We start from the raw sequence: 24,611 nt of genomic DNA on the forward strand, positions 1-24,611 counted from the left end.
TGTAAGAAAAATACGGAGATAAAAATTACTTACTTACAAGCCTTTCAGCCATTTTTTTTACAAATAACTTAGGATTGCTATATCATAGAGAATGATAGATTATCAAGAAAATTTATTTTCCAAATGAATTGAGACGACCGATGATTTTAATAGGTATGCGTAAGACAATTTTGAGCTTTGGATGTGCAGAAACCCAGGAACGTATTTGTGTAAGCAGCATAGAAAAATGATAGGATATTACCTCACTTGCGTCCGTTAAAAACTTACGCTTTTCCATCTTAAATACGGCCTTATCTGGAAAATCTATGAAAGTAGATGAGTTAGATGCAGCACGTAAAGTTGCTTCTAAAAACTGGTTACCATACTTTCTATCGGGTTCAAGGTGGCATCCTTCAGCCCATTCATTCCAGGCATTAATAAATACAAAACTCTCTTGATTCTTATGAATGTTTTTTGTTAACTCAATTGATTGAGCTAACCAATATTCATAATTTGAAGGTGTTCCATTAGGAACAATGAAAGCGCGGCTACCCCGCCTAGCTGTATTGTCCCATGATGGAAAAACAGTTTTAAAAATAAGTTGGTTTTCAATTCTCCTAGTTAAATAGGACTTAGCTATTAATTCATAAGGAATAACATGACCGAAAAACCTGTTGTAAAAACCGACATTATCATTTGATATGCTAATAGCATCAAGGTTATGAGGAGGAAATTCAACACCACTATCAAAACCAAATTGCCTGTAATCTGTATTTCCATGTGTTAGAGCCGCGCATAAATGCAGTTTCTCAATACCCACACTTCGTGCATAGTCCCGCCAAACAGCAAGTGTTTTATTAGCATTTGGTAATTGCTGGGGTCTATAGACAATGATGAATGGGGCATCATTTATTCTGATATAGCGAGAATCTTTTATAACAGGGATAAGATCCTTGATAAAATTCAAATCATCTTCATCCGTATAATTCTGTGCAATTAGTATTTGATGTTCTGCCGCATCCCAACGACGAGTCCAATTTTCGTTTGCCCAACAAATACAGAATGGCATATCACTTTTTGGATCAGCCAACATATCATTAAATGGTTTTTCTAATAAACGTTTGCCTGAGAACCAATAATAATGATAACAAAACCCTTCGATTCCAAATTGTTTGGCTAATTTTATCTGTTGATGTCGAGTTTCTCGTACTCGCAAATCGTAGAAGCCAAAATCAGTAGGTAGATGTGGTTGGTAATGTCCATTATATAATGGTTCAGCTTTTGTAACATTTGTCCACTCTGTAAATCCTTTCCCCCACCACTCATCATTTTCAGGGATAGGATGAAATTGTGTTAGATAAAATGCGATAAGTTTTGGATTTTTAGACATAAATTCCCCACTTTTTCAGGTATAACTGTAATTTGTTTTTTTGGTTTTGTGAAAGCACTTTACGCAGAATACTACGCAAGAAACCAGTCAAGCCATAAGTTTGATTTAAGACACCAAAAGGAATGATCTGAGATGAGGGTATAGGGACTTGAGCAAGTTGTATAGAATTACCTTGAAAGGCTTGAGGAACAACATGAAGTACAACCTGATAAACACAAGCAAAAGGGTTAGACAGAATTTCTTTCTTAAACCCTTGGGGCAACCGTGACCAACGCTCGGCAAACTCGGTTTGATCTGGTGAGCGGACTACAAAACTAACATCAATAATTTTTAAATGTGCATCTTCAATCAAGTTTTGGATATTTTTGATACCAAAGAATCGTATATGAGTGTGATCTAATAAACCCCATTCACCATACTCAAAATCTCCATCCCATAAACAACCTGCAATAACAGCGTGTCCTATATGGGGCAATGAAATAACAATAGATCCATTGTCATCTAATAGCGTTGCCATGTTTTTAAGACATTTTAGGGGATCGTACAGGTGTTCTAAAACATCAGCGGCAACAACAACATCAAATTTTTGATCTTCAGCAAAAATTTTGTTCCACTGCGGGTCATTTAAATCCGCACTAATCACATTAGGACAAAATTCTTTGAGTTTTGCAATATAATCAGGATAAACTTCAATCGCTGTTATGTTGCATTGATTGATGTCTTGCAAAACTTGTAAAATTGATCCTGGACCTGCACCAATTTCCAAAACTTTTTTGTGCTTGCCTACAAATCTTAATACATTAGCTGCTGCTGTATCAGAGTTAGGATCAACAGCATAGGTATAATTAAGTTGCTTTTCTTGAATCATATAACTGAATAAACTAAGATTTCTTTTAAATTTACAAGAAACACTCTAAATTTGCGATCATTTCTTCGGCATTGTAACATCTTTGGTGTTTATAGCAATTCCCATTCAAGTGAGGTACATCATGCTTCGGGCAAGATGCCTGCACTACAAGGGTTTTATCTTGTATCTCTGTACCTCTTAAAACCGGAAACTGCTGTATATAATAATTAGCAATGAATTATGAGATTATACTCAAACAATGTAATTTTCATAACCTTTAAGTTCTAGCTTTACTGATCTTGATTAACCACTGCTGTCCAGGAACTTCCACAAAATCGTAAATTACTAAAGATATCGCCAAACATAAGCCTAATACTATGAAGTAAATTCCTTGAGGAAATACAATACCAATATTAGCTAGATTTTGATAAATTGCCATACCCGCATAATGTGAAATATACAGAGCATAGCTGCTTTTGCCAAGTTTCACTATTAATTTGTGACTTAGTAGACTTGACGCAAAAGTCTTGCCAGAAGCTAAAGTAAAAATGAACAAGGTGAAGCCAGGAGTGTAAACTGCATAAATCCCTAATCCCATACCTCCCATTGTCAAACTATTGATTTGGTGACCAATGTAAATTAGCAACACAGATGTCACCACCAATAAGTTCCGAATATTCTCTTTCGGTAATCTGTCTCTTTCTCTTAACCGGAGGAAAAAACAGCCAATAGAACAACCGATCCAAAACTCAAAACATCTTAAGAATGGTAAAAGATATACAAAATATGTAAGAGTATAACTTCTTACCTCGTCTTCTGTTAGGACTGTTCCGCCTAAATTGAGACTGCTTTTGTACCACGAAGGAAATACATCAAAGGGAATGTTCATTACCAGAGAAAATACTCCTACTATTATCAGGCAAAGTAATCCATAAATTATTACCGAATTCCAAACAAGAAAGCTTTCGCGTTTGATTTTCTTGAATATACTAATTACAACCGGAAATCCTATATAAAAAATTGCTTCAGCAGTAAGTGACCAAGCTGGAGGATTCCAAAAATATAGCCAGGGATTTAGCTCTGGCACAAATACTGCTACTAAAAATAAATTAGCCAACCAAGATATTCCGAGAATTGGTGAATCAAGAGAGATTCCATATGCTATTCTCGCGCTCTCAGATGAACTCATTAAAAAGAGTAGACGTATTGGAATCATTGCAATCATGACAGTCACGAAGGCTGGAGCTAATCTCGCAAATCTAGCCCAGAAAAAATACCTCAATTTGATAGTTTGCAGTTTTTCTAGATAACTGTAACTAAGAATAAATCCACTCAAAATGAAAAACAATGACACAGCAGATATTGCTGCTGGTCGCAAGATTGTACTCACACTAGTAAGTCCAAAGCCGGGACTAAAGTGGTAAGCACAGACAACAAAAGCAGCAAAAAAGCGAATTCCAGTTAACTCTACTAGTTCTTTCATCGAATTTCATTTTTACATGATCGGCTTAAACTTCTTACCTCGATTTAGATATTTTTGTTCAAGTTTAAAGTCTCCTGGCTCAAATTTAGCAGATCCTCTCCGGACTGTAATCACCGATTGCTCTATTTGTAAGCTTGCCACTAAGTCAGGTCGAGATGCACACAACATTGAAATTTCTATCAACAAATTAGTCAGTGAAGGACTCTTTGACGAAAAATACTTGCTCTTTTGCCACTCATCTCCAGCCCAATGAGCCCAACCCCAATCTTCGATAATATAAATCCCTCCGGGTCTTAACATGGGAAAGAGTGTTTCAAATGAGGATCTCGTTTCAGCATAGTAATGCGAAGCATCATCTACAACTAGATCTAGCTCCACTCCACCAAATTCAGCCCCTACAATTTGCCTCAACTGCTTACTGTCCGCCTGGTTTACACCATAATATGTACTCACTTGCTTCTGTAAACCATTTTTAGCAATAAAATTATTTAAAGGTTCTACAGGCTCTTTGGAATATTCAATCCCAACCAACTTTAAAGGCATAAATAGCAGTGCATACAAAGCTATACTACCTCCCTTGTAAATACCGAGATCTACAATTTGCTTGATACTCTCCGAGTCTCGCATTGCGACGGTATTTGTTACTAGATTACGAGTTTTGCCTAGCAGAAAACGCTCATTTGTTGTCTCTAAGCGCTTTAAATCCTCTGGATTGTGCATCATTAAGAACTCAGTTTCTGCTAGAGTAAAACTTGCATCACTTTTCCAAATAGGATTATGATTCATTTTTTTTGTAGTTTTGCTTTCCTAGTTAAGTCATTTTAACCCAAGTTGCCATTTTTTTTTTAATCTTCTATATTTCAAGTAAATATCGTATATTTCTATAGGGCTACTATTTGATTTTTGAACAAGCTGTAAACTGTAAACCCCATCGAATCAACGATTGAGTCTCAGTATAGTGAACAAGAATTAAACCGGGATCCTATATGATAAATTACATCTTATTTGATTATCAGTCCCTTAAGTTTAAACCAAGCATTTCTCATCTTCCAAAACTTACTACTCTCCATTGCTTTTATACATTGCTGAGTTTGTTGTAGTTGAGATTGCAATCTCTCTAATTCATATTGATATTGTTGGGCATAATATTCTGTCTGATGGAGTTTACTTTGCAAATTTACTAGATCAGATTGAGATCGCTGCAACTGAAACCGATATAACTCTGTTTGTCCTCTTTCCGTTAAAATCTCAAGATAACGTTCATTAAAATGCTGAGATTCAATCATTAATTCTTTATTCTCAAGTGGCTTCCTTGCTATTAAAACAGAGTCATGCCAAACATTACTGCCATCAGCATAATCTTCATCTTTCCACTGAGTAAATATCTCTAAAACTTCGAGTTTAGCAAATTCTGCTATTGCTCTCATACCATCTGGATAAAACCTCCAGCAGTCTACTGGATATCTGTGTTCGTAACCACTTGAAGGTGCAACAAGACAGCATATTCCACCAGACTTTAAGACTCTGACAATCTCCATTATTGTGATCCAGAAATATTCAATATGCTCCAAAGTCTGTCCAGATATTAATACATCAACAGAACTGGATTGTATTTCATCCCAGCTATAAGCATTTCTGAGAACAATATCTACATTTTCCCCTGCTTCTAAATCTACCCCACAATATTTCCAGTTTGGCGAATCGAAAATAGGCTTGTAAGATCCTCCGATACTTTGACTACCTAGATCAAATATAATGAGTTTCTCAGATTGCTTATCTTGGAGGTATTTCTCCTTAAAAGACTGCATTTTGTCTATTGAACTTTGGTGCATATACTCTCTCTAATTAATTTGATTTAATTTCAACACTTCTACCTCCATACTAACATCCACAAGAGCAGTAATTTTTTTATTTGTATTCGGAGGCAGCACCTGAAATACTAGTGCATTATCAATCCAATCTAAGGTTAAAGTCTCATAGTCCTGGGCTACTGCAACTGTTACACTGTATGAACTTGGTCTTAAAGGCAAACTAAATTTAAATTTAGTTTCCAATTCTTCATTTGGTTGTAATTCATCAATTTTAATGTTCTCTTCATAAGTATTGCTACCAATAACTTCGTTTCCATTTTTATCACAAATAATGAAACCTATCATACAACTTTGGAGATGTTCATAAATTTTTGCTTTTACTAATAGCACAACCTCTTGATTAAATTCAAAGATAGGACTTTCACCAATATTGTCACCTAAATTATTCAGCAACTTAATACTTTCAATTCTAGCTTTTCCGCTTCCTCTGCGGAATAAATTTCCAGGATTTTTATCAATAGGTGTTTTATCATAAGTAGGCAACAAATGTGATTTATCATCTTGGGTTACATCTAGAAATTCCCTATTTGGCTCTTGTTCCAATTTTGTATCTATCTGTGTTAAACCCATATCTAATTCTGTCGCTAATTTTAAATATTTTTTAATTATTATATTTGGTGAACCAGTGCTAATAATTGCCCCATCATGAATCATGATTGCCCAATTACATAATGTTTTTATTGTACTAGGATCATGGGAAACAAATAAAGTTGTGACTCCAAAATCCATCAATGCACGCATTTTGCGTATACAACGATGTTGAAAGAACATATCTCCAACGGCTAAAGCCTCATCAACAATTAAAATATCTGGTTCAACATTTACCGCTACAGCAAAAGCTAACCTGACAAACATACCACTAGAATAAGTTTTAACCGGCTGATCAATAAAATCTCCAATATCGGCAAAAGCAGCTATATCATCAAACTTATTTTCTATTTCTTCCTGACTTAAACCTAGAATACGTCCATTAAAGAATACATTTTGCCTCCCAGTAAACTCAGGATTAAACCCACTCCCTAATTCTAGTAAAGCCGAAACTCTGCCATTAACTAATACTTGTCCTCTAGTTGGTGTTAGCGTACCTGCAATAATTTGTAAAAGTGTACTTTTACCCGATCCATTTTGTCCGATAATCCCAAAGGTTTCACCTTTACAAATATCTAAGTTAATATCCTGTAAAGCCCAAAACTCCTGTGAATAGGATTTTCCAGGCAACAACAACTCTTTAAGCCTATCTACAGGACGGGCATACCGCTTAAAGCACTTTGATACATTTTTTAGGGAAATTGCAATTTCTTCTCCCATGCTTTTACTGTTAATCCTCACAAATTCAAAACAATAACCACAGTGCCATCCTCAATGTTCATAATACATCAGCAAATGCTGGACGCAATCGCTTATAAACTGTAAACCCACAATAAAATATCATAACTGATATCGCCGCAGCTACACCCCACTCACTCCAATGCTGTACCTCCCCCACTAAAACTATATCCCGATAAACTTCTGCTATAGCTGCCATAGGATTTAACCAAAACACCCATTTTCGGAATGCTTCAGGAATTGCTGAAGCCGGATAGATAATTGGTGTCAAGTACATCCACACATTTAATAATACTCCCATTGTTTGCGGAATATCTCTCAAAAACACTGTTAGCCCCGCTGTCAAATAACCCAACCCAGCAGTTAATAATAACTGTGTCAGCCAAACTAAGGGTAACAGAGCCAAGGTAGTATGTAAAGTATGAGTCGTGATAGCTACGAAAAATATCAACGCCATTAAACCAAAGGAACTTTCAATAAACGTTGATAAAATTGGCACTAGAGGTAACAATGCCAGAGGAAATACCACCTTCTTAACTAAATTCGGCTGTCCTATTACTGAACCAGCAGACTGCATAAGTCCACCTGTAAAAGCAATCCAGGGTAATAACCCCGCAAACAGCCACAAGCCAAAGGTAAAATTATTTTCTGGTAAACCCTTTAAAGTGTGCAGTTTCACCTTCAGCACTACGGAAAATACATAGGTGTAAATTAGTAATTGTGATAACTGATTAAGTAGAGGCCACAAATTTCCTAGTACAGAACCTTTATACCTTGCTTCCAAATCCCGACGGACTAAAGTTCTCAGTAAGTCGAATTTCCCCCACCATTTTTCATCTACTGGTAGAATCCGCCTTAATTTTCCTATTTTACGTATAAACTCCACTGTTGATAACAATTTTTGATTCCTTGTGACTAATATAGACCTCTTTTTCTCCTAATTTATACTATCAGGATCTACGCCTAGCGATCGCAAATACTCAGCTAATTTATCAGCCCGTTGGCGTTCGTTTTCTGCCCGTTCGCGTTCAATTTCTACCAGTTGAAGGGCAATTTCAGCTTTTCTAATTTCTTCTAAATAAGCTTCTTCTGGTGTAGGAACTAATCTTCCTTCAACAGTAAAATATCTTAACTTATCTTCCCAAATCCCTAGGTATAAACCTAACTCCTGACTCCAATACCAGCCATTTTCTGATGCTGGAATACTTTTGTATTCACTATCTGTTAATCGCCATCCCACTAATTCTAAGGTATTTGGGGAAAACCAAAAATACTCGGGAGTACGGAATTGATTTTGATATAACTGTTTTTTCAATCCCTTATCTACTTTGGCAGTAGAATCAGAAAGTAATTCAATGATCACATTGGGATATTTACCATCTTCTTCCCATGTTACCCAAGACAGACGTGGACGTTTTTCCGTATCTTTGACTAGAAAAAAGTCTGGCCCCCTAAAATCTCGATTTTTTAACTGTTGACGACTATAGTAAACACTAAGATTTGCACCAATAAAAAAATCTTCTCTATCACGCCATAACCATTCTAAACAAGTTACTAATATTAATAGTTGTGTATAGTGTAAGGAGCTTTCCATTTCTGGTTCGTCGCTGAGTAGTTCAGTGCAATCTGGCATTAATGCTTCTATTTCTTGTGCGGTTAAAGCCATAGATTTTATGGGGATAAATTACTATCTTTTATTAATTATAAACTATCAGGATTTAGTCCGTGCAATTATCAAGTGATAGTCATGTTAGAGCAAATCCATAAATTGATGCCGCCACAGATGAAAACAAGTCCATCCCAAGGTTAAAATAATGATGCCACTCAGTAAAGCCCCCCAAATCAAACCTAAATCTGGTGAAGAACCTGATAAGGTAATCTGACGCAGACTTTCAATAATTGGGGATAAGGGATTTAAACCTAAAAATTGTTTTACCTGCTTGGGAACAATAGCTGCTGGATAAAATATGGGACTACTAATCCAAATTACAAATACTACTAATTCATAAAAGTAAGGTAAATCTCTAAAAAATACGTACAAAGCACTAACTAAAAACCCAACTCCTGTAGAAACTAAAATTAGTGCAAGAAAGGGAAATACTAATGCTAGGACATTGACTAGACTTTGGGAATTAATCAAAGTCATAATCGCTAGTAACGGAAACGCTCCCACTGAAAACTGAAATACATTCGCCGCAATCATTGATACTGGGAAAACACTGACTGGCAAGCGAATTTTATTTAATAATGCACCATTGCCGACTACGCTGGTTAAAGCTTGGGATGTGCAAGCTGAGAAAAAATTGATGACCAACAGCCCCGTCAGTGCTGCCAGCATATAGTTAATAATGGAGTTACCATAATAAGATGCAAAGGTAGCACCAAAAATGGCAGTATACAACCCTGTCATAATCAATGGGTTCAATAGTGACCAATAAACCCCTAGAAAAGACCCCCGATAACGGACTTTCAGTGTCCGTATTACTAAGACGTGCAGGAGTTCACAATAACGCTGCACTTGTAACCAATTTAAATTATCTTTCAGGGAAAGTGTCATTTTTATAGCACCATTACACACCAGAAAAAACTCATTTGGGCATTATATACTATATAAGTCCGATTCTTTACGATTAATTTTAAGATTAGTAAAATTTCATCTATCTTTAGGTATTACTTACAAACTATCAATACTTTCGCCATTTTTTGCTTTGTTGGGTTAAGCGACAGCGCGACTCAACAAATACATTGGGTTTCATGCTATTGCTTGGCAATGCTAACGTTCCACAACCCAACCTCCGAATCAAGGCTTTTTTCAATTTGGCGAAGGTATTGAACTATCAGGATCTATTCCCATAAAGTAATGAGTACATTTAATTATGAATAGTGATTTATCTGGCTTACGAGTTCGAGATATTGGCGAACAAGGTCTTTTAGAAAGATTACAACGCTTTTGTCCACCCGATATAATTGGTGATGATGCCGCAGTTTTAGAAACCTTACCAAATCAATCTTTGATAGTTACTACAGATATGCTCGTTGACGGTGTGCATTTTAGTGATGTTACCACCTCTCCAGAGGATGCTGGTTGGCGGGCTGCGGCGGCTAATTTATCCGATTTAGCAGCAATGGGGGCGACTCCCGTGGGCATAACTGTGGGATTAGGTTTACCGGGAGATGTAACTGTAAATTGGGTTGAGCGACTATATCAGGGCATGACAGAATGCTTGTCAAAGTATCATGTTCCCATAGTTGGTGGTGATATAGTGCGATCGCCCATTACCACTTTAGCAATTACTGCCTTAGGTCAAGCTAACCCCAATTTCATCATCCGTCGTGCCACCGCTCAAGTAGGAAATGCTATTGTCATCACAGGTATACATGGAGCCTCCCGTGCAGGCTTAGAATTACTCTTACATCCCGAAATAGCTCAAAACCTCAAAACTGAAGCCAAGGCAGCCTTAATCACCGCCCACCAACGCCCCAAACCCCGTTTAGATGTAATCTCTATCCTCAAAGAAATTCTCATATCCCCCTGTTCCCTGCCTATGTCCGGTATGGATAGCAGCGACGGTTTAGCAGACGCAATATTACAAATTTGCCGAGCCAGTAACGTCGGTGCGGTTATAGAATCTAGTAAAATACCCTTACCATCAGCCTTTGAAGGGTGGCTCACACCAGAAAAATCATTAAAATACGCCCTCTATGGTGGCGAAGATTTTGAATTAGTCCTGTGTTTACCACCAGAACCTGCATTAGCATTAGTGCAAAAATTAGGCACAGGTGCAGCCATAATTGGCACAATTACCCCAGGCTCAAAAGTGATTTTACACCACGAAAAAGCAGAAATCCCCGACCAAGTTCTCAGCCTCAGCCAGGGATTCCAACATTTTGGTCAGTAGGGGCGAAGCATTTGGAAGATAAATTATCGGTCATTGCCAAAAATAGTTCTCCAAATGCTTCGCCCGTACAGTGGTCAGTAGTCAGTAGTCAGTGGTCAGTGGTAAAGAAAAACAACGGACAAAGGACAAAGGACAACTGACAAAGGACAATTAAACCCATTTTTCAGCTACTAATTCCGCCAAATCAAGAACACGTTGGCTATAACCCCATTCATTGTCATACCATGCCATGACTTTCACCATGTCATTGCCCATAACTAGAGTCAAGTTGGCATCAACAATAGAAGATTCATCTGTACCTTGATAGTCAGAAGATACAAGTTCCAATTCGCTGTAACCTAAAATGCCTTTCAATGGACCTTCAGCAGCTTCTTTCAGAGCTTGGTTAACCTCTTCGGCAATAGTGCGCTTTTCAGTTTGTACTACAAAATCCACCATGGAAACATTAGGGGTTGGTACACGCAAAGCCACACCATTTAGCTTACCCTTCAACTGAGGAAGTACCAACGCTACTGCTTTTGCTGCACCAGTAGAGGTGGGAACGATGTTGATAGCTGCTGCTCTTGCCCGACGCAAATCACGATGAGAAGCGTCTAGTAAACGCTGATCACCTGTGTAGCTGTGGGTAGTGGTCATTATGCCTTTGATGATCCCAAATTTTTCATCTAATACCTTGGCAATGGGAGCTAAACAGTTAGTTGTACAACTGGCATTACTGATAATGTTATGGATGTTGTGGTCATAATCATGATGATTGACACCAATTACAAAAGTACCATCTTCATTTTTGCCAGGAGCGGTAATCAGAACCTTTTTAGCTCCGGCATTTACGTGCCTCATTGCCCCTTCTTTGCTGGTAAAAACGCCTGTTGATTCGATAATCAGGTCAATTCCCCACTCTTTCCAGGGTAAGTTATCTGGGTTGCGATCAGATACGCACTTAACTGTATTACCATTAAGGGTTATAGAGTTATCATCAGCACTAATATCTACACCTTGCAGCTTGCCTAACATTGAGTCATATCTAAGCAAGTGAGCATTAGTTCTAGGGTCAGATGTGTCATTAATCCCGACCAGTTGAATATTGCTATTTTCTCTACCCACCCAGCAGCGGGCAAAGTTACGTCCAATGCGCCCAAAACCGTTAATTGCAACTCTAATCACAGTATCTTGCCCTCTGTATTTATGCCTATAAGTTGATATCGTTGACCCCAATCATATCGCAAAGGGGGCGGCTATTTATAACGATAAAGTCTTTGATCAACAAAAAAATACAGAATTTTATAAGAAGGAGTCAGGAGTCAGGAGTCAGGAGTCAGGAGTTAGAAAGAAGGAAGGAAGAAGAAGAAGAAGAAAATTCTTCCCCTGTTCCCTGTTCCCTGTTCCCAATAATGATTTCTATTTAAACAATAATTTCACTACCAATGTACTATTGTAGACAATTCCGACAGAGGCTTTTGGTAAGTGATGCAAATTGCTATATCTAAAGCCATCCTACTTAGTGCTAAAAAAGTCATCACGAAATGTATTTAAATTTACACAATTTTCTTTCCCGATGTAGCAGATATTTTCAGAATAATCTTATGAGCAGATTAAAAATAATTTTCGGGGGGTAATCTGGCTCAGGGGGCAAAACAAAAGTCAAAATTTACTCATTCAGCAGGGATGAATATTTTAGATGGGATAATTAGGATCTGTAAAAATCAAAATCCTGGTATGATACGCGTGTCTTATGTGATTCTGGTGTGGTGTGGTGTAAGAGGTAAATAAAATGAGTAATTCTATAGATTTTAGTGGTAGACCATTTCATTTCATCGGAATTGGTGGGATTGGAATGTCTGCTTTGGCTTATGTTCTAACCAAACGTCAATTACCAGTATCTGGTTCAGACTTGCGTCCTAACCATATTACGCACAAGTTAGAATCTCTAGGCGCTCACATTTTTAGTAAGCAAGAAGCAAACAATCTGGAGTTCTTTGTCCCTGAAGCATCAGCTGATGATTTATTGTTAACTTCACCAGAAAAGTTGTCTGCGGCAAAAACAACCTGGCCTCAAGTGATTTGTTCCACAGCTATTAATGCTAATAATTTGGAATATAAAGCGGCGCTGGCATTAGGTTGCCCAATTTGGCATCGTTCTGATGTTCTTGCGGCTTTGATTGCTGATTATTACAGTATTGCTGTGGCCGGAACCCATGGGAAAACTACTACTAGTAGTCTGATTGGTTATATGCTTTTGCAAGCTGGACTTGATCCGACGATTTTGGTCGGTGGTGAAGTTAAGGCTTGGGAAGGTAATGCCAGAATGGGGTCTAGCCGTTATTTAGTAGCGGAAGCAGATGAGTCTGATGGTTCTTTGGTGAAGCACGCTCCAGAGATTGGTATTATTACTAATATTGAATTAGATCATCCTGACCACTACGAAAGTTTAGAAGAGGTAGTTAATACCTTCCAAACCTTTGCTCAAGGTTGCAAAACTTTGGTAGGTAGTATTGATTGCGAAACAGTGCGCGAGCGCCTGAAACCAACCATTAGCTATAGTCTTTACCCAGATAAAGGTGCTGACTACACCGTTACTAATATAGATTATCGGGCTGATGGGACAACAGCTTTAGTATGGGAAAAAGGTCAAGCCTTGGGGGTACTAAATTTACAGCTATTAAGTCATCATAACCTCAGCAATTCTTTAGCAGCAGTAGCTGTGGGTAGAGTTTTGGGATTAGAATTTGGAGAAATTGCCAAAGGGATTACTAGCTTTGAAGGTGCAAGACGACGGTTTGAGTTTCGAGGTGAAGCTGCTGGGGTGACTTTTATTGATGACTATGCCCATCATCCTAGTGAAATTCGTGTTACTCTAGCCGCAGCTCGTCTTCAAACTAGACCTGGACAAAGGGTAGTTGCTATCTTCCAACCCCATCGTTATACTCGGACATTAACGTTTTTAAAAGAGTTCGCTGAGTCTTTTACCCATGCTGATTTAGTTGTGCTAACTGATATTTATAGTGCGGGTGAGCCTGATTTAGGACAAGTTAGTGGACAGGATTTAGCCACTGCAATTAGTAAATACAACCCTGAAGTGGTTTATCAGCACACTTTACCTTTAGTGAGTGAATTTTTACTGCAAACCCTCCGTCCGGGAGATTTGGCATTATTTTTAGGTGCGGGTAATTTGAATCAGGCTATTCCTGAACTTATTACCACTATGAGTGAACCGGCAATTGCCACATCTTAGGATCAGAACTGCACTCTGGCAGGGTTTGATTAGTTAACTCCAGTACCGGATTTTTCTGGTAAATAAAGAACATAAGTCAAAAATTACCAATTTAAGTAAAGATGATAACTTCCCAGGGATTTAGCAAAATCTGCAAATTTTCTGATTTGACTCCACAACTACAAACTAAAGATGATGTGGATAATAGCAAATTAATTTACTTACCAGGAACTGATTGTCCGCTCAAAACCCATACTTCCTTGTCGGCATTTACTTCTTATCGGGTGGGAGGAGAGGCTGAATGCTACGTTTCTCCCCGCGATTTAGGAGCGTTGCAAGCAAGTATTGAGTACGCCAAAGAGAATGATTTAGCAGTCACAATACTAGGTGCTGGTTCTAACTTGTTGGTGAGCGATCGCGGTATCCCCGGTTTAGTCATCGCTACTCGTCATCTCCGGTCTAAAAACTTTGATCCAGCTACAGGTCAATTAACTGTATCCGCGGGAGAGCCTATCCCTAGTTTAGCATGGGACGCAGCGGCTTTGGGATGGGAAGGATTAGAATGGGCTGTGGGTATTCCTGGAACTTTGGGCGGTGCGGTGGTGATGAATGCTGGAGCGCATGATAGCTGTATCGCAGATATGTTAGTTAGCGCTCAAGTTCTTTCTCCAGATGGAACTTTGGTAACTCTCACTCCAGAAGAATTAGGCTACAGATACCGAAGTTCACTACTACAAGGTGGTAAGCGGGTTGTGACTCAAGCCACCTTCCAACTGCAACCAGGAGCAGATCCGGTGCAAGTGACAGCTAGAACTAAGGAACATAAAAAACACCGCCTCAGCACCCAACCTTACAGCTATCCTAGTTGTGGCAGTGTGTTTAGAAATCCTAAACCTTATACTGCTGGTTGGTTAATTGAACAAACCGGACTCAAAGGTTATCAATTAGGGGGAGCGCAAGTTGCCCAACTCCATGCTAATTTTATTGTCAATCGGGGAGGAGCTAAAGCCAGTGATATTTTCTGCCTCATTCGTCATATTCAACATGAGGTACAAGAACGCTGGTCAATTTGGCTAGAACCAGAAGTGAAAATGTTGGGTGAGTTTCAAGTAGTTGCTTAAAGGCAAGAGGCAAAAGGCAAAAGGCAAAAGGCAAGAGGCAGGGATTTTCTCTATTCCCAATTACCAATTACCAATTACCCATCACCAATTACTCATCGCATCTATAATTGAATTTGATTTGTAAGTAATCGTACGGCGGATAACCAGTTATGGCAGAAAAAGGACAGGGATTTGGCTTTGGCTTAGGCAAAATGAAAGAATTAGCGGAAGCGTTTAAAAAAGCCCAACAGGTTCAAGAAGGTGCAAAGCGTCTTCAAGAAGAATTGGAGAAAATGGAGATTCTAGGAGAATCTGGTGGTGGACTTGTTAAAGTTATTGTCAGTGGTAACCAAGAACCCAAACGGGTGGAAATTGCTCCATCTGCTTTAGAAGAAGGTGCAGAAGTGCTTTCTGATTTGGTAGCTGCGGCCATGAAAGATGCCTATCAAAAGTCTACCGAAACCATGCGGGAACGGATGGAAGATCTAACCAGTGGACTGGAATTACCTGGAATGTAGTCATTAGTTAATAGTCAGTGGTCAGTAGTATAAAATAACTGGCGACTGACACAAAAATTAAATCAAAATATTATGCCTTATAAGAAAATAGGCTGAAAACCCCGGAATTAACCCCTAAAAATCCTAAAAATTTTTAGGGGTTAATGTCTTTTAAGCCGGGGATGAAAGCCAATTAGAGGCTGTCTTCCTCCAGTGACTTGTGTTATACTATTTGTAACAGGAATGGTAATCAACCTGTATAAAAACCTAACTGCCTAACGGTAATCTGTACCTTGACAATTAAATCTATGCGGTTCTACTGCATTGTTCTAGTTTCCTCCTAGCAGTAGGTAAAAGATTTATAGGGGCTAGACTTGTGTTGAGCGAAGTCGAAACACGAATCAGAATTTTGAAACAGGAAAGTTTCATCCTCAACAGGACTTGCAGTCATGCAACTACGGTCGGGCAGACCGAAAGTTAACCCTTCGGCTTCGCTCAGGGTTAAAGCCGAGCGGAGTCGAGGCTTTAACGCTTGGGGAGAGTCCCACCTCTGAGCTAGATAACGCAAGGAGTCTAGTTTAAGTGGTCTCGTTGAACCAAGAATCCCCGTGTCTTTAGACCGGGGAGTGTCAAGATGATATTCTCGCTATTGACCCTTCTGGACAATATTATTCTCAAGTGAGAATGATGTGTGATTTTTGCTCTAAACACACTCTCAAGCAAGTTCCAGACCCCTATTATGGGGGAGTTGAGGGCTTTAATCAAGTTATTGATTTACTGATGGATGCTTGTGAAGGTTTGCTGAAACATATTACACAGAAATAATCAGGTATAAGGTTTGATTATTCCCTCTGCTTTTTGCAGGGGGTTGAAATATGATTTTTTCACGCAGAGACGCGGAGCCACAGAGAAGAGCGCAAGAGTAAATTAGAGTTGTTTTGACAATTTTGATTTAATCATATTACAAAATTGTATGAAGGTTTGGAAGGTAGGTAAATGTTCAGTTTCATTTTGAACCCTGGCTATTAATTGTTCTAAATATTCTTCTTTTATGACTTCATTTGTAATTTTATAATGTTTAAGATTGTTGATCTTAAACAATTCTCTTAAATAATCCTTATGAAATTGAGCATGAGTATTAAAATGTAGTTTACCCATAATTTCTGGACAATTAATTGAAACATCATAATAATTTGTATAATCTAATAATGGACTAATTTCTGCTTGTAAAGGGTAAATTCCTTTATTTCCCAAGCACCAAGTATCAAAGCAGCGATTTTGAACAATGATATGAAATTGGATATTTACTAAATCAATATTGTTAGACTTTAAACATTTATAAATTTCTTGTTCTTTATAATCAATAGTCACTTCTTCTGCATCTAAACAAATGACAAGATAATTATATTTACTATACTCTTGAATATTTGCAATAGCATCAGGTAGATGTCTATCAATGATTCCCGGTTGACCTTTTGCATTAAAAAGATAATAGTTATTATGATCAACTTGATGGGGTAGTCCAATTCGTGTTAATTCTGGTAGAAGATACTTAAGCCAAGCTTTATAAACTTTTTCTTCAGTATCTCCCTCCACAAGAAAATAGATATTCATTATGCTGATATTCCTTCATTATATTCATCGAGATTAATCAATTGCATAAATGCTTCATGTCTGGATTTACCTAATCCAAAATCTTTTGCATCTTTAGCAGTTACTACACCACCCTTGCGAGTAACTATTTTCCAGTGTTCCATTCCTACTTTATTGATTATATAAGGATGATGACTGGTGATTATAAATTGTAAATTTCTGCTTTCAGCTAGTAAATCACTTAAAACATTAATGCAATTAACTCCTAAACTATTCTCAAACTCATCAATTAAAATTACCGTACCTTCAGTAGATAAATAAATTGCACTGATAAGCATCAAAATTTTAAACATTCCTGAAGAAATTCGATGTTGATTAATCCAAGTATTTACACCTTTCTCCTTGATTTTCACAAAAGGATATTCTGTTAAAATCAGATGTAGATCTTCATTTTCATCTGGTCTTAACTTTATATCTTCTACTTGGTTAAAAATTTCTATAAAATTCTCTTTTATCAAATTAAATTCATTCGGAAAATGATCATATACTAATGCTAGTTTAATTTGAACTGGTAAGTTACTTCCTTTGAGATCACATAAAGTTAAAGATGAATACTTTTGAGTTAATGAAGCATATTTAATCGTCGGATAAATTGCATTAACTGAACTAGATTGATCGCTGTAAATTATTTGATTGAAACTATCCTGCACTGGTGCGATATCCGGTTCTTCACTTAATAGTGATACTGCACTTTGAAATCGAGATAATTTTGGTACAAATTTATCTTTAAATTTTATTCCTTTATCATCTCTTTTAATAAGAATTTCTCCATTTACAGATAAAGATTCATAAATAATTTGAAATTCTTGTTCTTCATTTTCTTCGCCATCTAAAATATCTTCCAAAATAAAAGCATCAAAATTATCAAGTTTTTTAGTTTCAAATTCTCCAACCCAATGATATTGTGAATTGTTATTTGCCGTAAAACAAATATCCCATTTTACACCATTTAATGACTTACCTTTGGCTATGCTTCGCATAGTAACTATTGCTTTCAGTATTTGTGTTTTACCTACACCAGAAATACCAACCAACAGCGTTAGTACAGAAAACTGAATTGGCTCAAAACGCCACTCAAATTCACGGTCATAGTAGGTTATTTCATTTATTCTCATATTTTTTATATTTAGTATTTAGCGAATGTTTTGAACAAAAAAAGTGACGCAACTTATTTTAACTTAATCTTTTTGGCTTAAATAAAAATTTATAACCATAAATTGATTAATTATAAATATCTGGTAAATTTTCTTACCCATTACTATAGCTCAACCCTCAATAAACCTTATATCTGCTACAACTAAACAATAACTCTCTCGTAGCTGCTCCTGTAACTGAACTAGTAAAAACTGAAATCGCCTCTAAATATACGCTAAAATACCGAATGTAACTAGCTTTTTAAACTTTTAATTTTTAATTCTTAATTGGTTATGACCATGCACAATGCCGCTGAATTTCCAGACGCTTATGATGTAATTGTCGTCGGTGCAGGTCACGCAGGTTGCGAAGCAGCACTGGCTACTGCCCGCCTCGGTTGTCGGACACTGCTATTGACCCTAAACTTAGATAAAATCGCTTGGCAACCTTGTAACCCCGCTGTGGGTGGACCTGCCAAGTCCCAATTAACCCATGAAATAGATGCTTTAGGGGGGGAAATTGGCAAAGTAGCAGACCGGACATACCTGCAAAAACGCATCCTCAATTCTTCACGAGGTCCTGCGGTATGGGCATTGCGAGCGCAAACTGATAAGCGGGAATATGCGGCGATAATGAAGGGAATTGTCGAAAATCAAGAGAATTTGACAATTCGTGAAGCCATGGTAACAGATTTAATCTTAAATGATAGTAATGAAGTTATTGGCTTAGAAACTTATTTTGGCGTATCTTTCCACTGTAAAGCGGTAATTCTCACCACTGGCACATTTTTAGGTGGTAAAATTTGGGTGGGAAATAAATCCATGGCCGCAGGACGCGCGGGAGAGTTTGCAGCAGAAGGTTTAACACAAACTCTCAACCGCTTAGGATTTGAAACCGGGAGACTGAAAACTGGCACACCGGCACGGGTTGATAAGCGTTCCGTTGATTACAGTCAAATGGAAATTCAACCGGGTGACGAAGCTGTGCGGTGGTTCAGTTTTGACCCCCAAGTGTGGGTAGAACGGGAACAAATGCCTTGTCACATGACCCGCACCACTAAAGAAACTCATCGTTTAATTCAAGAAAATTTACATCTGTCCCCTGTGTATGGTGGTTGGGTAGAAGCAAAAGGACCCCGCTATTGTCCGAGTATTGAAGATAAAATTGTCCGCTTTGCTGATAAGGAAAGTCACCAAATCTTTATTGAACCGGAAGGAAGGGATATTCCTGAATTGTATATTCAGGGTTTTTCTACCGGTTTACCCGAAACTTTACAAATTTTAATGTTGCGGAGTTTAACAGGTTTGGAAAACTGTGTAATGTTACGTCCTGCTTATGCAGTAGAGTATGACTATTTGCCCGCAACTCAGTGTTTTCCCACATTGATGACGAAGAAAGTCCCCGGATTATTTTGTGCAGGACAGGTAAACGGGACTACAGGTTATGAAGAAGCTGCCGCTCAAGGGATAGTAGCGGGAATCAATGCAGCGCGGTTTGTGCGGGGTGAAGAAATGATTATTTTTCCTCGTGAACAAAGTTATATTGGTACATTAATTGACGACCTGTGTACGAAGGATTTACGCGAACCTTATCGAATGCTTACCAGTCGCTCAGAGTATCGGTTATTACTGCGTTCTGACAATGCTGATCTGCGTATGACACCTCTGGGACGGGAAATAGGTTTAATTGATGACCGGCGCTGGGACTTGTATACTCAAAAACAAGCACAAATTACTGCGGAGAAAGAACGCCTACATTGTACTAGAATAAAGGAGAATGAGCAGGTGGGGCAAGCGATCGCTCAAGACACCCAACAAGCAATTAAAGGCTCTATTACCCTGGCTGACTTACTGCGTCGTTCAGGTATCCATTACATTGATTTAGAACGTCACGGACTCCATAACCCCAAGCTCAAACAAGCGGAAAAAGAAGGAGCAGAAATTGATATTAAGTACGCGGGTTATTTAGCAAGACAGCAACACCAAATTGACCAAGTTGCCCGTCAAGCAAATCGCCAGCTACCTGGTGATTTAAACTACTCAACCATTGAAACTCTCTCTAAAGAATCTAGAGAAAAGCTGAACAAAGTTAAACCCCTCACCATTGGACAAGCTGCGAGAATTGGGGGAGTTAACCCAGCCGATATCAACGCCCTGCTGATATATTTAGAAATAGCTAAAAACAAGGGTACTCCAGCGATTTCCCAATAAGTAATAGATAAGTAGGTTAGCATTGAAAATCGTCGTTATGGCACTAGGCAAGAGGCAATACTTCGACTTCGCTCAGTAACCAACTTCGACTTCGCTCAGTAACCAGAGGCAAGAGGCAAGAGTGAAGAGGGTTTGGGCGATTTTACTTTTCGTTGTTGGTTATTTACTGACTCCTTTTTCCCAACTCTGGCCATAAACTTTTCTAACTAAATATCACCAAAATTTTCCAGAACAGATTAAAATTCAGGTAAAAAAGCTAGTTGATTTCCACAGCAGTAGCGGCGTTGTTTTTTATTATTTTTAGCTACAACCGAAAAAGCCTATGTTACCCAAATCTAGCACTGATTTACTTGTTTCAGAAGCATCCGATAGCACCAGCATGGCGTTAGCCATAGATTCTGTCACCAGCGAGCCTGGGATGATAGAAACCTATGCTGAAAGTTTAATGGATGAACTTTTTAATGATATTGAAAATATTTTAGATAGTCCAAGTAAGCGGAATCATCATATAGACAGAAGAGAATCTATACCTGTCCAACCCATGTCATTTAAAATGCCTGATGTGGTTTTGCCATCAACAGTTAATATCCCATTACAGTCCGCTTCACCTATTAAAAATATCCAAACTACAACACTGGTAGTTAATCCTCCATCTATCGGGGGAATTACTACCAAAAGTGAACCACAAATTAGTAGTTTAAGTAAAGTAATATTCATGGGATTAAGCTTAACTTTAGGGACGCTAGGGATGGTTTACTTAACTGAGTCTGGTTTATTAACTACAATAAATACTCAATTAACTTCCCAAAGTTGGCCAAATCCTCAAATATCATCACCTGTTTCTGTGACAACAGATCCTCAATTAGATTTAGTAAATTATATGTTGGCAGCCTTGACTGTAATAGAACAGCAGGGAACAACCAATGATAAAATAACTATTAAACCAGGATTTCCTGCTGGTAATATTAATCAAACAACTGCCGCACCTTTATTAAATACCCAACCTACTGCAACTTTGCCTTTACCTGTAGCAGCGAATAATGTACTACCTGCTACTAATCAGCCAAGCTCCCCTAATGTGATTGAGCGTATGTATATTCCAGTTGATCAGTCACCAGTGACCCAATATCAACTACCAACTGTTCCCCCAGTACCAATACCACCCAAATTACCTTCATCTTCTTCTTTAGCAGTTCAGAATTTTCCTATTAATGATAAACAACCAGCGACTCAACCCATAGCAGAAACAACGCAGGTTAAGCCCAACCCAGTCGCAGTCAATGCTCTACCAGCAAAAGAACCTACTAACATAGTAGAACAGGTTTCTGTGCCTAGCTATTCCGCACAATTAGATGGATTATTGGAGTTAGGGAATGAATCCGTGGCTTTGTTTAAAGTGGATGGTATCAGTCACCGGATTAGTTTAGGTGAAAATATTGGTCATACAGGTTGGATATTAGTAGAAGTCAGTAACGGTGAAGCTATTATTCGTCGTAATGGTGAGGTGCGATCTATTTATACAGGACAAAAGCTTTAATTCTACTCTTGACTGAAAATCAGGTAGAATTTCCTAAGTTGAGTTACAATTAAAGATGTTCACACAAAAAAGCTGGAAGGATTTTAAGGTATTTGCAGGTGTATTTTGTGCTGTTGCTCTGACACCGTTTTTTGTAGTTAACACCTCTGCACAGGCTGCAGATACCGTTGTAATTCGCTATGGACCTTTGGAGGAATCTGTATCCTTAGAAGAGTTAAAAAAGTCTACAGAAACTGGCAAATTACCAGCTAGTTTGGGAACTTATACCAAGAGAATGACTGAAGAACAACGGCGCTTTTTGGTGGAGGGACTAAAAATCCGAATTCCCATAAATGTTATTACTTTAGATAGATTAATCAATACCCAAATTGGGACTACAATCCTCAGTGATGTCTCTACAGCTATTAGCCGTGGGGATCAAGCTGGATTACAAGCGATGAAAGGGGGATTAGTTTTAGGTGCTAATTCTCCACAGGGTTTATCTATACTGAGTTTTATAGCCGCATATCCCAGTCAACGTCTAGAAATTAATTTACCTCAAGCTATAACTGTAGCGAGGAGTTTGAATGGTGCATTTATCCGCACTCAGCGGTTTATGTTTGGTCTTTCTCCCCAGGTTAACCCCAAAGATATCAAAGATATCAAAGTTGCTTCTTTAGACCCGACTCAAGGAGGAAGCGCGCAGGTACAGACACTCAAGTTAAGTTTTAACGACCAAAAGCGTCAACGACAAATTCCCCTAGATGTTTATTTTTCTAGTGCTGCAAGTACAAATAAACCTGTAATTGTCTTTTCTCATGGTCGGGGTTCAGTGAGGACTGACTTACGCTACTTAGCTGAACATTTAGCCTCTCGTGGTTATGTGGTTGCGGCTTTAGAACATCCTGGTAGTAATGAAACTGCTTCTAAAGCAGTCAAAAAAAATAAAAACCAACTGGTTGCACCCCAAGAATTTTTAAACCGTCCCCGTGATGTCAGTTTTATTTTAGATGAATTGGAAAAACTTAACCAAACTGCGAATAGTCCCTTACAAGGAAAACTAGCAACTAATAATGTGATGGTTGTAGGTTATTCTTTTGGTGGAGGAACGGCTTTAGCATTAGCGGGAGGTGAGTTACAAATCGAAAACCTGAAACAAAGCTGTCAGCGGAAATTAGGTAAAACTAACTTGAGTGAAAGTCTTCAGTGTGCGGCGCAAGCATTACCAGAAAAGACTTATCAATTGAGAGATGCTAGAATTAAACAAGCGATCGCTCTTAATCCTACCACTTCTTTAATGTTTGGAGAAACTGGGTTAACAAAAGTACAAATCCCCACATTAATCCTCTCCAGTTCCGCAGATAAAATCACCCCACCATTAACTGAACAAGTTATCGGTTTTGCGAAAATTCCCTCTCCAAAATGGTTAGTTGGTGTGGTTGGTGGTTCTCATTTGAGTGTGATAGATCCTAAAATCACTCCATATCAACAAGGAAAACCAGGTAAACCTATATTGAATAAAGAAGTAACTGGAAAACAAGCTCAAGACGTGCGGAAGTTCCTCAAAGGTGTTACCCTAGCAATGGCGGCACAGTTAACGCCTGAAGCTAGTCAATATGCTCCTTTTTTGACTTCTGACTACGCTCAAATTTCCTCAACTCGTCTATTTCCCTTGCGGATAGTGCGAGAACTTTCTCCTGAGATGATACAAGAAGCACAAGGTCCAGGTATGACAGCCAATAAATAATAGGTTAAAGGACGAGCAAATAAGTAAAAAGGCTTGGAGGGTAAACCAAGCCCAACTTCACTCAGGGTAAAATATATAATCCATCCTACAGATTATTAATATGTTAATAATCCTTCTCAAGAGAGAATATTCAACATGATATTATATATTAATTATTTAATATTACAAATCATTAAACTTTAAGCATAAATAAACTTTCTTAATCTATATCTATAGGAAGATGAAATTTGCAACCCTCATGAGGATTTCCCCTAATGAAAAAGATGATCGTTGCCTTCTTAATGATGCCGTCTTTATTCTTCTCGCTAGTACAAGAACAAGCATTAGCTCAAGACTGTATCCAAACAGTGTTACAGGGTGCGGCTACTACAGCTCTTGGTATTTATGAACAAAAGTGCCTTACACTTAATTATTCTGGAGGCGTAGTAAAAAAAGATGTCCAATACAACTGCTGTGGTCCATCTGCCACAATCCGCATCAACGCGAATGACTGGGAATTACTCAGAAAAGCTGGAAAACTAGATGGTCTGCGCTATCAAAAAGTGACAGTAGGTGATAATAGCCGGACAGTTGAGTTCAAAAAGATTACGAATGACACACCTTCATTAATCGACGGCAAAGATTTCTTTAAATAAGCCAGATGAACGAAAATTTTTAAACTTGATTTTTTTAGGGACATAACAATGTTGTGTCCCTAGTTTTTTGACTCACACTTGCACTTCCATAAGGATGCTTATTTATTTGTGTT

22 protein-coding genes and 1 pseudogene are annotated in these 24,611 nt (G+C 38.2%); 11 read left to right on the plus strand and 12 right to left on the minus strand.

All coding sequences use genetic code 11. The annotated features are described in order from the left end of the window. Positions 1-112: 112 nt before the first annotated feature. From FJR09_RS01830 to FJR09_RS01870, 9 genes are all read right to left on the minus strand, one after another. Positions 113-1,369 (minus strand): glycoside hydrolase family 99-like domain-containing protein, encoded by a 1,257-nt coding sequence (locus FJR09_RS01830; RefSeq protein WP_168653466.1) that lies wholly within the window; start codon positions 1,367-1,369, stop codon positions 113-115. After that, positions 1,362-2,237, minus strand: coding sequence for a class I SAM-dependent methyltransferase (locus FJR09_RS01835; protein WP_168653467.1), 876 nt, complete (start codon positions 2,235-2,237; stop codon positions 1,362-1,364). The genes FJR09_RS01830 and FJR09_RS01835 overlap by 8 nt, the downstream gene beginning before the upstream one ends. 256 nt (positions 2,238-2,493) lie before the next feature. Then, the gene (locus tag FJR09_RS01840; protein WP_168653468.1) at positions 2,494-3,699 is read right to left on the minus strand and encodes an acyltransferase; all 1,206 of its coding nucleotides are present in this window, start codon (positions 3,697-3,699) and stop codon (positions 2,494-2,496) included. Positions 3,700-3,711: 12 nt separating this feature from the next. Further along, on the minus strand, positions 3,712-4,485 hold the full coding sequence (locus FJR09_RS01845) for a class I SAM-dependent methyltransferase (protein ID WP_168653469.1): 774 nt from the start codon (positions 4,483-4,485) through the stop codon (positions 3,712-3,714). A 215-nt stretch (positions 4,486-4,700) separates the two neighbouring features. Then, positions 4,701-5,531: a methyltransferase domain-containing protein gene (locus FJR09_RS01850; RefSeq protein ID WP_168653470.1), complete on the minus strand. Its 831-nt coding sequence runs from the start codon at positions 5,529-5,531 to the stop codon at positions 4,701-4,703. Positions 5,532-5,540: 9 nt separating this feature from the next. Continuing rightward, entirely contained in the window at positions 5,541-6,878 is a 1,338-nt protein-coding gene (locus FJR09_RS01855; protein ID WP_168653471.1) for an ABC transporter ATP-binding protein, read from the minus strand. 58 nt (positions 6,879-6,936) lie between these two features. Further along, positions 6,937-7,782 carry an ABC transporter permease gene (locus FJR09_RS01860; RefSeq protein ID WP_168653473.1) on the minus strand — a complete coding sequence of 282 codons (846 nt, stop codon included), beginning with the start codon at positions 7,780-7,782 and terminating at the stop codon, positions 6,937-6,939. Between the two features lie 51 nt (positions 7,783-7,833). Continuing rightward, positions 7,834-8,562, minus strand: a complete 729-nt coding sequence (locus tag FJR09_RS01865) for a Uma2 family endonuclease (protein WP_148765737.1) — start codon at positions 8,560-8,562, stop codon at positions 7,834-7,836. Positions 8,563-8,646: 84 nt separating this feature from the next. Further along, on the minus strand, positions 8,647-9,453 hold the full coding sequence (locus tag FJR09_RS01870) for an ABC transporter permease (protein ID WP_168654003.1): 807 nt from the start codon (positions 9,451-9,453) through the stop codon (positions 8,647-8,649). A 319-nt stretch (positions 9,454-9,772) separates the two neighbouring features. Between FJR09_RS01870 and thiL the strand changes: the two genes are divergently transcribed. Together thiL and FJR09_RS25705 are read left to right on the plus strand one after the other, a co-directional pair. Continuing rightward, positions 9,773-10,795: a thiamine-phosphate kinase gene (thiL, locus tag FJR09_RS01875; protein WP_168654004.1), complete on the plus strand. Its 1,023-nt coding sequence runs from the start codon at positions 9,773-9,775 to the stop codon at positions 10,793-10,795. Between the two features lie 11 nt (positions 10,796-10,806). Beyond that, positions 10,807-10,935, plus strand: coding sequence for a hypothetical protein (locus tag FJR09_RS25705; protein WP_256370231.1), 129 nt, complete (start codon positions 10,807-10,809; stop codon positions 10,933-10,935). A 10-nt stretch (positions 10,936-10,945) separates the two neighbouring features. On the opposite strand, the gene FJR09_RS01880 is transcribed toward FJR09_RS25705, so the two are convergent. Next, the gene (locus tag FJR09_RS01880) at positions 10,946-11,959 is read right to left on the minus strand and encodes a type I glyceraldehyde-3-phosphate dehydrogenase (protein WP_015080375.1); all 1,014 of its coding nucleotides are present in this window, start codon (positions 11,957-11,959) and stop codon (positions 10,946-10,948) included. 92 nt (positions 11,960-12,051) lie between these two features. Between FJR09_RS01880 and FJR09_RS01885 the strand changes: the two genes are divergently transcribed. From FJR09_RS01885 to FJR09_RS01905, 5 genes and pseudogenes are all read left to right on the plus strand, one after another. After that, the gene (locus tag FJR09_RS01885; protein WP_158310531.1) at positions 12,052-12,201 is read left to right on the plus strand and encodes a hypothetical protein; all 150 of its coding nucleotides are present in this window, start codon (positions 12,052-12,054) and stop codon (positions 12,199-12,201) included. 365 nt (positions 12,202-12,566) lie between these two features. Then, a complete protein-coding gene (gene murC / locus FJR09_RS01890; protein ID WP_015080376.1) occupies positions 12,567-14,027 on the plus strand; it encodes a UDP-N-acetylmuramate--L-alanine ligase in 1,461 nt (486 codons plus the stop codon). A 101-nt stretch (positions 14,028-14,128) separates the two neighbouring features. Then, on the plus strand, positions 14,129-15,127 hold the full coding sequence (gene murB / locus FJR09_RS01895) for a UDP-N-acetylmuramate dehydrogenase (RefSeq protein WP_015080377.1): 999 nt from the start codon (positions 14,129-14,131) through the stop codon (positions 15,125-15,127). Positions 15,128-15,276: 149 nt separating this feature from the next. Next, positions 15,277-15,624, plus strand: a complete 348-nt coding sequence (locus tag FJR09_RS01900; RefSeq protein WP_015080378.1) for a YbaB/EbfC family nucleoid-associated protein — start codon at positions 15,277-15,279, stop codon at positions 15,622-15,624. Positions 15,625-16,227: 603 nt separating this feature from the next. After that, positions 16,228-16,428, plus strand: a pseudogene (locus FJR09_RS01905) (low molecular weight phosphotyrosine protein phosphatase); the annotation flags it as partial. 102 nt (positions 16,429-16,530) lie between these two features. On the opposite strand, the gene FJR09_RS01910 reads toward FJR09_RS01905, so the two are convergent. Both FJR09_RS01910 and FJR09_RS01915 read right to left on the minus strand, forming a co-directional pair. After that, entirely contained in the window at positions 16,531-17,217 is a 687-nt protein-coding gene (locus FJR09_RS01910) for a hypothetical protein (RefSeq protein WP_168653681.1), read from the minus strand. Further along, complete coding sequence (locus FJR09_RS01915; RefSeq protein WP_168632809.1) at positions 17,217-18,371, minus strand: AAA family ATPase; 1,155 nt, start codon at positions 18,369-18,371, stop codon at positions 17,217-17,219. Before FJR09_RS01915 ends, FJR09_RS01910 begins: the two co-directional genes overlap by 1 nt. Before the next feature lie 312 nt (positions 18,372-18,683). Here FJR09_RS01915 and mnmG point away from each other — a divergent pair, with 312 nt between their 5' ends. The 4 genes from mnmG to FJR09_RS01935 all read left to right on the plus strand — a co-directional run bounded on the left by mnmG (position 18,684) and on the right by FJR09_RS01935 (position 24,498). Further along, positions 18,684-20,600 carry a tRNA uridine-5-carboxymethylaminomethyl(34) synthesis enzyme MnmG gene (gene mnmG, locus FJR09_RS01920; RefSeq protein ID WP_168653682.1) on the plus strand — a complete coding sequence of 639 codons (1,917 nt, stop codon included), beginning with the start codon at positions 18,684-18,686 and terminating at the stop codon, positions 20,598-20,600. Between the two features lie 322 nt (positions 20,601-20,922). Continuing rightward, positions 20,923-22,137 (plus strand): hypothetical protein, encoded by a 1,215-nt coding sequence (locus FJR09_RS01925; RefSeq protein ID WP_168653683.1) that lies wholly within the window; start codon positions 20,923-20,925, stop codon positions 22,135-22,137. 55 nt (positions 22,138-22,192) lie between these two features. Then, positions 22,193-23,863 (plus strand): alpha/beta hydrolase, encoded by a 1,671-nt coding sequence (locus FJR09_RS01930; protein ID WP_168653684.1) that lies wholly within the window; start codon positions 22,193-22,195, stop codon positions 23,861-23,863. Positions 23,864-24,117: 254 nt separating this feature from the next. Then, positions 24,118-24,498, plus strand: coding sequence for a hypothetical protein (locus FJR09_RS01935; protein WP_148767013.1), 381 nt, complete (start codon positions 24,118-24,120; stop codon positions 24,496-24,498). The last annotated feature ends 113 nt before the right edge of the window (positions 24,499-24,611 follow it).

This window comes from Dolichospermum sp. UHCC 0406 (assembly GCF_009712025.1).
GTDB classification, from domain to species: domain Bacteria; phylum Cyanobacteriota; class Cyanobacteriia; order Cyanobacteriales; family Nostocaceae; genus Dolichospermum; species Dolichospermum lemmermannii.